Source organism: Bartonella queenslandensis AUST/NH15 (assembly GCF_000312585.1).
In the GTDB taxonomy this organism is placed as follows: Bacteria; Pseudomonadota; Alphaproteobacteria; order Rhizobiales; family Rhizobiaceae; genus Bartonella; species Bartonella queenslandensis_A.
The window spans coordinates 1-11,864 of record NZ_HE998005.1; the positions used below are offsets into that span (position 1 = coordinate 1).

The following is an 11,864-nucleotide window of genomic DNA, read 5'->3' on the forward strand; positions in this document are numbered from 1 at the left end:
AGTCCTTTCTTTAATAATTTTAACCCACACGCCAGCCCCGCTTGTGGTGTGCAAGCAAGTGATATTGATTGATTCAAGATAAGCAGATTTGAAATGAGAGAATCTTACGATATTCGGGGTTCTAATTCAATATGAATAACGCTAAATTATCATTATAAATCAATATCTTGTGTCGATTAGAAGAGCGCTCAGAATTTTTGCATTAAAGAATGATAGTTTGAGCTATATAATGGTAAGAAAGAATATGGTATTATTTACTAATCTGCTTTATTTTTTCCATTCTATTTATGTATCATATGAGAGAGTGTTTTTTGTTTAATATTTGTTGATTTAGAAGAAATGTGTGTGTTTTCATACCAAGTTTTCAATATCTTTTCGCTTGTTATTGATTGTTTTTTGAGAGATTTTTTTCTATCCTTTGTTGAGAGAGTTTAGTTTTTATGAACGGTTTTTTTACTTTAAAAAAACATGGCAATTTTTTATGGTAATTTGCATTTATAAGTTTTGTAGATTTTCGTTTTGAATTAGACTTTTTGTAAAGATTATGAAATCTTTGAAGAAAATAAATATTTGTATTTTTAGGAATTTTGCTTGAATAAGCGGGGGTAATTTTATTAGAAAAAATAAAATGAAGAGAACAGGGGATTTCTTTTGTTCTGATGGATATCAGTATTCTTTGTGTTGAGTGGCACATCATTTAAACGATTTTTCAATAAAGATTAGGGGGTAGTGGTTAGATAATGCCAGAAGCTTTAAAAGTTGGTGTTGCAGGACTTGGTACAGTTGGTACTTCAGTTGTTCAAGCTCTATATGAAAAAGCGAATAGTTTAGCTTGTCAATGTGGGAGACCCATCCAAGTCGTTGCTGTTAGTGCGCGCGATAAAGGCCGTAATCGTGGAATTGATCTCAGTAATATAAGATGGTTTGATTCACCTGTAGAGATGGCTGTCTCTGATGAGATTGAGGTTTTTGTAGAGTTAATTGGTGGTGAATTAGATGTGGTGTATACCGCTGTTAAGAAAGCACTTGAGGCGGGGCATCATGTTGTGACGGCCAATAAAGCTCTTCTTGCTCGACATGGAGTAGAGCTGGCTATAATTGCAGAGCAAAAGGGCGTCTTTCTTCATTTTGAAGCAGCTGTTGCAGGAGGAATTCCTATTATTAAAGCAATGAAAGAATCTCTTTCCGGTAATCATATAACGCGGATTTATGGTATTCTCAATGGAACCTGTAACTATATATTAACACGCATGTTTACGGAAGGTCTTTCATTTAAAGATTGTTTAGAAGATGCTCAGAGACTCGGTTATGCTGAAGCAGATCCAACTTTTGATATTGAGGGAAATGATACAGCTCATAAATTAGCTTTGTTGACAAGCTTAGCATTTGGGACAGCTGTTTCGTTAGATGATGTTTATGTTGAAGGAATTCATAATATTTCGCAAATTGATATCCGAGCGGCTGATGAATTGGGGTATCGAATTAAGCTTTTAGGGGTTGCATTAAAAACGGATTCTGGAATAGAACAACGCGTTCATCCAACAATGGTCCCAACGTCCTCAATGATTGCACAGATCAATGGTGTAACCAATGCTCTTTCTATTCAAAGTGATCTATTAGGTGAATTACTGTTTTCTGGTCCTGGCGCTGGAGGAATGGCAACAGCATCAGCCGTTATTGGTGATTTGGCTGATATAGCAAAGGCACGTTTTGGTTTTCACTATGCTCCTGTTTTAAGACGTCCAGCATTAGAACTTTCTCCTCATCAAAAAGCACGCATTTCACATCATGCTGGTGGTTATTTTATTCGTTTAAATGTTCATGATCGTGCTGGTGTTTTTGCTGCGGTTGCAAGGCATATGGCTGATAATCACATTTCATTAGAGTCGATTGTTCAAAGACCTCTTGTAGAAAATCAGATTGAAAAAACGATTATTTTAATCACGCATGAAACAACAGAAGTGAATGTACGTCAGGCACTTGCAGAAATTGAAAAAGATGGACATCTTGTTGCAAAATCTCAATTCATTCGTATTGAACGTATGCAGAGAATTGATAATTTATCTTGATAAGACAAGCTTGAATACTTTATATCTCTTGTGAAAAGTTTTTATTTTTGCCAAACGCTTTATTCTTAGTGCTTAATAAGGACTTATATTTTTTTCTGGAATTCATTCGGTAGGATTTTTTCATATGCCCACAACTCAGAAGATTTTAAATGGACTTGATCGTATTTTGACGCTTGAATTGGTACGTGTTACTGAACGCGCTGCTGTTGCTGCTGCGCGCTGGCGCGGACGTGGTGATGAAAAGGCTGCGGATCAAGCTGCTGTAGATGCAATGCGGAGGGAACTTAATCGATTGCCTATTGAGGGTACCGTGGTGATTGGTGAAGGTGAGCGGGATGAAGCACCTATGCTCTATATTGGAGAAAAAGTAGGTCTTCAAAATGGATTGGCGATTGATATTGCACTTGATCCACTCGAGGGAACGACACTTTGTGCTAAAAATCTTGCTAATTCTTTGGCAGTCGTTGCAATTGCTGAAAAGGGTAACCTTCTTTACGCTCCTGATGTTTATATGAAAAAAATTGCTATTGGTCCTGGTTATCCAAGGGGAATCGTCGATATAGACGCTCATCCCGCTGATAATATCCATGCTCTTGCAAAGGCTAAAGGCGTTGCTGTTAATCAGATTACTGTTTGTATTATGGATAGACCTCGTCATGAAAAATTGATTGATGAAGTACGAGCAACAGGGGCATCAATTCGCTTGATTGGTGATGGAGATGTTGCTGCTGTCATTGATACAACGGATTCAAAAGAAACAGGTATTGATATTTATATGGGGATTGGTGGAGCACCAGAGGGTGTTTTAGCTTCTGCTGCTTTGCGCTGTATTGGGGGACAGATGCAAGGTCGTTTGCTGCTTGATACAGAAGAAAAAATTGCTCGTGCAGCTAAAATGGGGATTAGTGATCCCAATAAGGTTTATACAATGGAAGAAATGGCAAAGGGTGATGTTTTATTCTCAGCAACAGGGGTGACGGATGGTAATATGCTTTCTGGCGTTAAATTCACACCTCGCTACATTCAAACAGAAACTCTTGTGATGCGTTCCCATACGGGTACAATCCGTAATATTAAAGCACAGCATAGGGATCATTCAAAATTTGATTAATGTTTTTTTTGTCGCTACTAAAAAATAAAGAGATTTTTAATGAACATTTACGCTTCCATGAAGGTAATGTATTCATGGAAGCGTTTATAGATGTGAGAATACCGTTTTATTATGAGAGCTGGACAGAATGCACCCAGCCATTTTTATCTTCTATATTTCCTTTTTGAAGATCAACCAATTGTGTCCGAAGTTGCTTTGTAACTTCTCCAATTGTTTCATTTCCGATAATAAATTCTCCTCCTTTATATCTAAAACGGCCGATTGATGTGACAACGGCAGCTGTTCCACAAGCAAAGACTTCTTTAAGATGCCCACTCTTTGCATCGTCTTGCAGTGCTGCAAAAGAGTAAGGGCGCTCTTCTATCGTTAATCCCCTTTGTTTTGCCAACTGTAAAATTGAATGACGTGTTATTCCTGGAAGGATAGTTCCATTAAGGGGAGGGGTTACGAGTGTATTATTGTCCATAATGAAGCAGACATTCATACCGCCAAGTTCTTCAATCCATTTATGTTCAATCATATCAAGGAAGAGCACTTGGCTACAATTGTTTTCCGTTGCACTTTTTTGTGCAAGTAAGCTGGCTGCATAGTTGCCACCACATTTAGCAGCACCTGTCCCTCCTGGACCAGCACGACTATACTCTGTTTCAATCCAGACACTGACAGATTTTTCTTCTCCTTTGAAATAGGATTCAACTGGAGAGGCTATGATACAAAAAAGATATTCTTGAGAAGGGCGAACGCCCAAAAAGTTTTCATTGCCAAACATAAATGGACGGATATAGAGGCTAGCATTGGGAAGATCAGAAACCCATTTTTGATCAACTTTTACTAATTGATGAACGGCATCCAGAAAAATATCTTTTGGTAATTTTGGCATGGCTAACCGTTTTGCTGACTCTATAAATCGTTGCGCATTGGCATCAGGACGGAAGAGCAAGATGCGTCCATCTTTTGCACGATATGCTTTTAACCCTTCAAAAATTTCCTGTCCATAATGCAAAACAGTGCTTGCAGGGTTAATCTCTAAAGCTTTGTATTGAGAAATAACGGCGTTATGCCAGCCCTTGTCTTCTGTCCATTGAATAGTACACATATGGTCTGTAAAAAATTGACCAAAGCCGGGATTTTTTAGAACTTCTTCGCGTTTTTCTTCTGACAGAGGTGATGGATGCTTTTCTATTTTAAAGGGAAGTGACGATATGGGAGATTTCATAAAAAAACCTTTTGAGAATGTTTTATTTTTTATTAATAAAAATAATGAGATATTTCGATCATAACTCTATTATTAGCAAATCCTTTGTGTCAATGTTTTATTGCAGAACTCAAAGGGTTTTGTTCTAGAATTCAAAGGCTATGGTGATATTTTAATTTTTATTCTCGGCTTTTTTTCTGACTTTATGAAGTAAACTGGAACTTTTATCTATAATCGTCGTTTTCTCAAAATAAGTATCTGAATAATTTCATATATGCATACTTTATAGAAATTAAAGATAAGGGAATTAAGAAAAGGAATTCACTATGATTGATAAAAATTATCACACATATGAAGAACGTATGGCTGCAGAAAGAGCTTCAGAAAGAAAAGATCATGAACAGCGTGTTTCAATCGCTAAGGGTATTTTTGCTATTCTTCTTGCATTGGTTATTATCTGGTTTATTTTTGGTTTTTTAGGATCTTTTTTTGCAAAATCTCCTGAACATAGTTCACATTATAATACTCCAGAAGCAAGCCAGACCATAACAACGCCTCAAAAGGATTTAAATTCGCCCCCTCCTGTACCCTATACCTATAAGAGTACGCAGTAATTTTTTCGTAAGCATAATCTTTTAAATAAGGCGAAAACTGACACAGATTAAAGAATAAGGTTAGCTTAAATACATAAGAAAAAAGATTGAGACAATTTTAATTTCTGAATCTTTCAATAAATCATTAAATGTTCTGCATAAATGGCCCTGAAATAAATCATACAACGGTTTTAACAACCGTTGTATGGTTATTTTAGCGTGTGATAAAGCAACTTCCACCAGAACTTTTAATGGTTTCACAAAGAATTACAGCTTCATTACGGTTTTGCGTTTGAATACGAACACGGTAAAAGGTTCCTTTTCCTGGTATAAAAGCCGGTTGAATATTTAAAGGACGGGTACCGATAAGAAAGCCAAATTTGGATTTCATATTTTTTAAAGAATCTCTAGCTAACTCAGGCGTTGGTTGAGAGGCTAGTTGCACATAATACCCCTCTGAATTTTGTGGCGCAACTCTGTTTGGTGATGTGGGACGAGATGCGGTGTGCGTTTCAACTTCTGCATTTCTTTCTGCATGAGAAGGAATAGGAATAAATTTTTCTTCAATACCTGCGCTAGAACTATTTTCGGCGATTATTTTATCAATATTATTTTTGAGATCATGATCACTTTCTTGGTCTTTTCTATCGGAATCATGCGATGAAACAACAGACGACTCTTGAAACTCGTCAGGAATTTGATCAATGGTTTCTGCAGATTGAGCAGCAGGTTTGCTCTCTGTTTGATGCACGGGAGAAAGTGTTACTGTACCATCTTGATTGACAATAACGGTTTGTACTTCTCGTGTTGGGATAGTATGATTGATAGCTTGTGTGACGGCATCTTCAACATCAGATTCAGTTGAAGAAGATGATGAAATATTTGGAGATTTTTCTGGATTGAATCCCTCTAAATTTTCAGGTTGTTCAGAGTTATCAATCAGAAATTGTTGTGTATTTTCTTGTTTCTCATTTTGTCTAGTCGTTTGTTTATAGACATCTAAATTATGGGCAACATCATTTTTTGTTTCAGTTGTTTCTGGTGTGAATTTAAAAGGTGTATTATCAGAGTGGATAATGACCGTTTCTTCATTTTTCTGTGATGGCATAAAAAAATGAGAATAACCAGCAAATCCAATGGCTATTAAAATAAAAAGAAAAATACCTTTGATGAAAATTTTACCAAAAATAGGACTTTTTAAGGGAGGAGGTGCTGAGGGATGCGCAGGGATTTCATCTGATCTTGTGTAGGGCGGATTCTCACTAAAAGAGGGAGAATTATATTCCATGTTGGTAGCAGAAAAATAGTCAGCATTTTGTTCTTTAGAGTTTATAGCCCCCCCTTCTTTTGAACTCTGTATAGTTTGATGAAAAATTTCATCGAAAGATTCATTTTTCTGTTGTTTTTGAAAAAAATCACCTTTTGGAATATTTCCCACATTGAGTACATCCGCAAATTCTTCTTCTAAACCACCTTTGGGTACATCGTATTCTGGGGCTTCATACGGGACTTCTGGAACCATAATAGGACCAGTTTTTTCTACGATTTCTTCTGAAAATTTATAGGTATCAACATTGGGAGGAGGAGTATTTCTGTGTGTATAGTTATGGGCAAAAGAGCTATCTGTTTGTTTTGTATTAAGAGGTTCTGATGAGGAAAAAAACTCATCTACATTATTTGGGGTATATGAAATTTCTTTGTCTGGGTTAGAGATATTTTCAGCCTTATTATATGGTGGAACTTTTTCGCTATACGTTTCTTGTTGAGAGGGATTTTCTTCAAAAAAATAAGGGTAATTGGTTGTATAATCTTCTTGTGAAGATTCTTTTAAATAAGATTGTCTGCCAACGTGTGTAGAATCCAGAGGAGAAGAGAAATCATTCGTTATTTGATTTTTTGCCGTGTTCTGTCTCTCTGATACAAGGTCGGAAGATGGAAAAAATTCATCTTCTTTTGAATAAGAGGAGACATCCATATGATCTTTGGGGGTCCAATTTTCTTGATCCGTTGAAACTTCATAAGCATAGGGACGGTTTATAGCAGTATCATAGAAGTCTTGATTGCCATCATAAGTTTTTTGTATATTCGCAGTCTCAAGCCGTTGTGAGGTTGTTTTTGAAAAATGATTAGTTTGTTCAATAGATTCTGTTTCACTTCTCTTATTTTTACGTCTTTCAGATTCATCAAAAAAGAAATTTTCTGATTCTGATGGTAAATTACTTTTTTCAAAAAAAGGATGAGAACTTGTTGCAGTCTTTTTCTGTTGAGGTAATTGATTTTTTTGAATTGGTAATGGAGAAAGTGCGTCTAAAATTTGTTCTTCATCATGACTGGTTGGTGAAGAATATTTCTCTGAAGATAAATTATTTTGTCTTGAATGGTTGAAAGAATCAGTTTGTGCAATACCTGAGGCTGTTGCGTTGCTGGTTGCATGCAAGTTCCATTGCTTTTTTTGATCATCAAACGGTAAGTTATGTGTTAAATTATTTTCAAGTTCTTCTTCTAGAAAAGATAAATCAAAATCATCATCATAGGATGATGTTTTGGAATGAGATGCTAAACGATCTGTCTCTAAAGAGGAGTGCTCATTTTGGTTTCCGCTTTGTTTGGTCGGATTAAAAATGCGCGTAAGTCTTTCTAAAGGATCATGGGGTTCATGATCTTGTTTTGTTTCGTGCGGATTTTTGCGATCGTTATCGCTCATAGCTTTTCTCACATAATGATTTGCACTTCCGTGCAATCAATGGTTAGTTTTGATTTGTTATATTAAAATTATAAGTTTTCCCCCTCTCATGCAAGGATACATGAAAAAGTTTATCACAAAGTACCTATTGTATGTATTTATAGAACTTTTTCAACGCATTTCTATTGGGGCTTCGACTCCTATAATGCTAAGTCCTGATGATAAAATATTGATAACGGCTTGTATCAATCCCAATCTTGCAAAGGATAACTCTTTATCATGAGGCTGAATAAAGCGTAAATTGAGATTTTCGCTTCCTTTATTCCAATGGGTGTGGAAGCAGGAGGCAAGATCATAAAGATAAAACGCTAATCGATGTGGCTCTTTATGAATGACGGCTTGTTCAATGATACGCGGATATTCAGAAAGTTTGCGTATTAATAATATTTCATTGTCATCGATTAGTCGATGAAGATGGGTGATCAAGATGTCATTTGAAAAACTTTCAATATGAAGCACTTCTTGTGCTTGACGAAAGACTGAGTGACAACGTGCATTTGCATATTGTACGTAAAAGATAGGGTTATCTTTTGATTGTTCTGTTACTTTTGCAAAATCAAAATCAAGAGGCGCTTCACATTTGCGGTATAGCATCATAAAACGCACTGGATCGCGACCAACTTCTTCGACAACGTCTCTTAGAGTGACAAATGATCCTGCTCTTTTTGACATGCGCACAGGTTGACCATTACGAAAGAGTTTTACCAATTGACATAAGAAAACACTTAATTTGGCTTTATCCTCAGAAATTGCTTTTGCCATAGCTTCTAGCCGCTTTACATAGCCAGCATGGTCTGCTCCTAGAATATAAATCATTTCATCAAAATGACGATTAAATTTATCTCGGAAATAAGCAACATCCGCAGCAAAATAAGTGTAAGAACCATCAGATTTGACCAAAACACGGTCTTGGTCATCACCAACATTTGTTGAACGAAACAAAGTTTGCTCGTTTGGTTCCCAATCTTCTATATTTTGTCCTTTGGGAGGGGGAAGTTTTCCTTTGTAAATATAACCATTTAAAGTGAGATCGTTAATGGTATTACGAATAGCGCGTGCATTATCTGCGTAAAGCATTCGCTCAGAGAAAAAGATATCATGATAAATATTAAGGGCAGCTAAATCCTCGCGAATCATAGACATCATTGCATGAATCGCCCGTTCTTTCACGATAGATAAGGCTTCATCTTTGTCCATGGTGAGGAGTTGGTCACCAAACTCTTGAGCCAATGATTGACCCAACGGTATCAAATATTCTCCAGGATAGAGTCCCTCTGGAATTTCATTAATTTTTTGTCCAAGAGCTTCACGATAGCGCAACAGTACCGAGTGAGCGAGAACTTCGATTTGTTGACCTGCATCATTGATATAATATTCTTTCGTAATATTATAGCCTGTAAATTGCAGCAAATTGGAGAGAACATCCCCAACAACGGCGCTGCGACAATGTCCTACATGCATGGGGCCTGTCGGATTTGCTGAGACATATTCAACATTGATGCGCTTTCCTTGTCCCATTGAAGTACGACCATAAGAAAGGCCTAGTTCAAGCATATATTTTATAGCATCTTGCCAAAATAATTTTGTAAGCTTGATGTTGATAAAACCAGGACCGGCAACACCAATATTTTCGATGGAGGAATCATTTTTAAGCAGTTCTATGATTTTATCTGCAAGTGCACGCGGACTGAGTCCAATAGATTTTGCAAGCACCATAGCAGCATTGGTTGATAAATGACCATGGGAGGAATCACGTGGGGGATCAACGGTGATTTTTGATAAATCTAGTTCTTCTCCATTTTTTCCTTTTATATCAGATAATTCAATTGATTTCTTAATTTTTTTTTCGAAGTTTTTAAAAATATTCATATTTAGCTTCCATGATAATGCCAAAAGCTATTAAACGAAATGATCTGTATGGTCAAATAAGCGATGATATTCACGTAGAGCATAGTGATCAGTCATACCTGAAAGAAAGTCCGCAATGAGACGTGCTAACTCTTGATTTTTTAAACACATGGCTTTTTGACACCAATTTTCAGGCATTGTATCTGGATTTTCATAATAACAATTGAATAATTTTTGTACAATGCATTTTGCTGCATTGCGACGGCTAAGAACTTGTTCGTGGTAATAAAGATTTTTAAATAAAAAGTTTTTTAGTTCTTTTTCGTAAACAGTCATTGACGGTGAAAAGGTAACAGTGGTTTGTTTTGCTTGGTGAATATCGTTTATGCTGGTTGGTTTGATGCGTGCTAAGTTTTCGTGTGATTGTTTGATCACATCTTCGACCATGGTTGTTATTTGTCTGCGTACAAGTGTGTAACCGCGTCGTGCGTGGTCGAGATGGGGATGCTCATCTGTTATCTCTTTTAAGATTGCTGCTGTTAGTGGAATATGTTCAAATTGATCAAGTGTTAAAAATTGTGACCGTAAACCATCATCAATATCATGGGCATTGTATGCGATATCATCTGCAATCGCAGCACATTGTGCTTCTAGTCCTGCAAAACAATCGAGTGCAAGATCTTGCTTTGCATTGTATTGTAAAATATCGGTAGGAACCTCTTTATTCTTTGCATAAGGACCTAAAAGAGGACCGTTATGCTTTACAAGTCCTTCGAGGGTTTCCCATGTAAGGTTGAGTCCATCAAAATTTGCATAGCGCTGTTCTAGTTTTGTAACAATGCGTAAGGCTTGTGCATTATGGTCAAAGCCACCATAATGAGCCATGGCTTCATTAAGAGCATCTTCTCCTGCATGACCAAAGGGCGTGTGTCCAAAGTCGTGAACAAGGGCAATGGCTTCGGCAAGATCTTCATCAAGATACAGGGCACGGGCTAATGTTCGTGCAATTTGAGATACCTCTATGGAATGGGTGAGGCGGGTACGATAATGGTCGCTTTCATCAGCAATAAATACTTGCGTTTTATGTTTAAGACGTCGAAATGCATTAGAATGGATAATACGATCTCTATCTCGTTGAAAAGGTGTGCGTGTGGTGCTCATTGTTTCATGGAATAATCGACCACGGCTTGTTTGCGGATGAGCACTGTAGACGGCTCGAGATTGGTAATTGAAGTTGATCGTGCCTATATCCATTGCAAGCTGTCCATTATCACCTTAAAATTAAGAGTGGTTTATGATGAATAAACTTCTGTTTATAATATGGGATACTCTTTCTTGATGGTTTAATGCAAGGATATATAAAATGAATGTGAAAATTTCAGAGGCTGCTGCTAAGCAAATTGTGCAGATACTTTTGTGTGAACCCGATAAAATCGCATTACGTATTTCTGTTGAAGGCGGTGGGTGTTCTGGTTTTTCTTATAAATATGACTTGGTTTCTGAAATGTGTGAAGATGACCTCGTTCTCAAAAAAGATGGAGCAACTGTACTTATTGATTCACTCTCACTTCCTTTCATGGAAGGCGCTGAGATTGATTTTGTGGATGATCTTATGGAGCAATCTTTTCAAATCCATAATCCTAATGCTGTTTCATCATGTGGTTGTGGTGTAAGTTTTTCAATTTGAGAGTGGGGGCGTTGCGATATTGTTTCTTGAAAAAAATATTATGTTGGTCAACAATATAAAAATGGCTAGTCTTGTAAAAATAATGCACCGATGTGTGCGATTATGGGTGGTACTCACTTTATTGATCTGGAGCCCCTGTGCTTTTTGTGAGGAAGGAGTAGATCAGCAGCAGGGACAATCACGGAGTTTTATTATAAAATCCCAAGAGCAGGAAAAAGAGAATTCAGCATCTCAGGCACAACTCATTTTGAATGCTCGATTAACAAATAGTCATCAAGATATTGAGAAAGATCTTGTCTGGCGGGTTTATGCCCCTATTTTAGGGATTGATAATAAATTACCATTAGTGGCAACCTATAAGGGGGGAAGTGCGCGTTTTGATTTAGAGCCAGGAAGTTATCTTGTTCATGTCTCATTTGGTCATATGAGTGTTGTGCGCCATGTTCGTCTGGAAAATGGGCAGAGTCTTGTGAAAACTTTTCACCTTGAGGCTGGTGGTCTTATTTTAAATGCGACATTATTAAATGGTATCATCAATGAAAAGGAACTTCGTTTCACAATTTATGAGGATGAAAAAGAAAATGATGATACGGGGGTGATTTTATCGAATGTTAAACC

General features: G+C 36.9%; 8 protein-coding genes and 1 pseudogene. 5 read left to right on the forward strand and 4 right to left on the reverse strand.

Features of this window, described 5'->3' with window-relative positions:
• Nucleotides 1-740 precede the first annotated feature (740 nt).
• A complete protein-coding gene (locus BN338_RS06365) occupies nucleotides 741-2,069 on the forward strand; it encodes a homoserine dehydrogenase (RefSeq protein WP_039760179.1) in 1,329 nt (442 codons plus the stop codon).
• Nucleotides 2,070-2,193: 124 nt separating this feature from the next.
• Nucleotides 2,194-3,180: a class II fructose-bisphosphatase gene (gene glpX, locus BN338_RS06370; protein ID WP_039760181.1), complete on the forward strand. Its 987-nt coding sequence runs from the start codon at nucleotides 2,194-2,196 to the stop codon at nucleotides 3,178-3,180.
• Nucleotides 3,181-3,289: 109 nt separating this feature from the next.
• Here glpX and BN338_RS06375 read toward each other — a convergent pair whose 3' ends face one another.
• Complete coding sequence (locus BN338_RS06375; protein WP_039760183.1) at nucleotides 3,290-4,396, reverse strand: branched-chain amino acid aminotransferase; 1,107 nt, start codon at nucleotides 4,394-4,396, stop codon at nucleotides 3,290-3,292.
• A gap of 305 nt (nucleotides 4,397-4,701) precedes the next feature.
• Here BN338_RS06375 and BN338_RS06380 point away from each other — a divergent pair, with 305 nt between their 5' ends.
• Entirely contained in the window at nucleotides 4,702-4,989 is a 288-nt protein-coding gene (locus BN338_RS06380; protein ID WP_039760185.1) for a hypothetical protein, read from the forward strand.
• Between the two features lie 193 nt (nucleotides 4,990-5,182).
• On the opposite strand, the gene BN338_RS06385 is transcribed toward BN338_RS06380, so the two are convergent.
• The 3 genes from BN338_RS06385 to BN338_RS06395 all read right to left on the reverse strand — a co-directional run bounded on the left by BN338_RS06385 (nucleotide 5,183) and on the right by BN338_RS06395 (nucleotide 10,813).
• On the reverse strand, nucleotides 5,183-7,672 hold the full coding sequence (locus BN338_RS06385) for an SPOR domain-containing protein (protein WP_039760188.1): 2,490 nt from the start codon (nucleotides 7,670-7,672) through the stop codon (nucleotides 5,183-5,185).
• A 150-nt stretch (nucleotides 7,673-7,822) separates the two neighbouring features.
• Nucleotides 7,823-9,580 (reverse strand): arginine--tRNA ligase, encoded by a 1,758-nt coding sequence (gene argS, locus BN338_RS06390; protein ID WP_039760191.1) that lies wholly within the window; start codon nucleotides 9,578-9,580, stop codon nucleotides 7,823-7,825.
• 30 nt (nucleotides 9,581-9,610) lie between these two features.
• Entirely contained in the window at nucleotides 9,611-10,813 is a 1,203-nt protein-coding gene (locus BN338_RS06395) for a deoxyguanosinetriphosphate triphosphohydrolase (RefSeq protein WP_039760193.1), read from the reverse strand.
• 109 nt (nucleotides 10,814-10,922) lie between these two features.
• Here BN338_RS06395 and BN338_RS06400 point away from each other — a divergent pair, with 109 nt between their 5' ends.
• Together BN338_RS06400 and BN338_RS11170 are read left to right on the forward strand one after the other, a co-directional pair.
• Nucleotides 10,923-11,246 carry a HesB/IscA family protein gene (locus tag BN338_RS06400; protein ID WP_039760195.1) on the forward strand — a complete coding sequence of 108 codons (324 nt, stop codon included), beginning with the start codon at nucleotides 10,923-10,925 and terminating at the stop codon, nucleotides 11,244-11,246.
• Nucleotides 11,247-11,286: 40 nt separating this feature from the next.
• Nucleotides 11,287-11,864 (forward strand): annotated as a pseudogene (locus BN338_RS11170) (carboxypeptidase regulatory-like domain-containing protein); the annotation flags it as partial.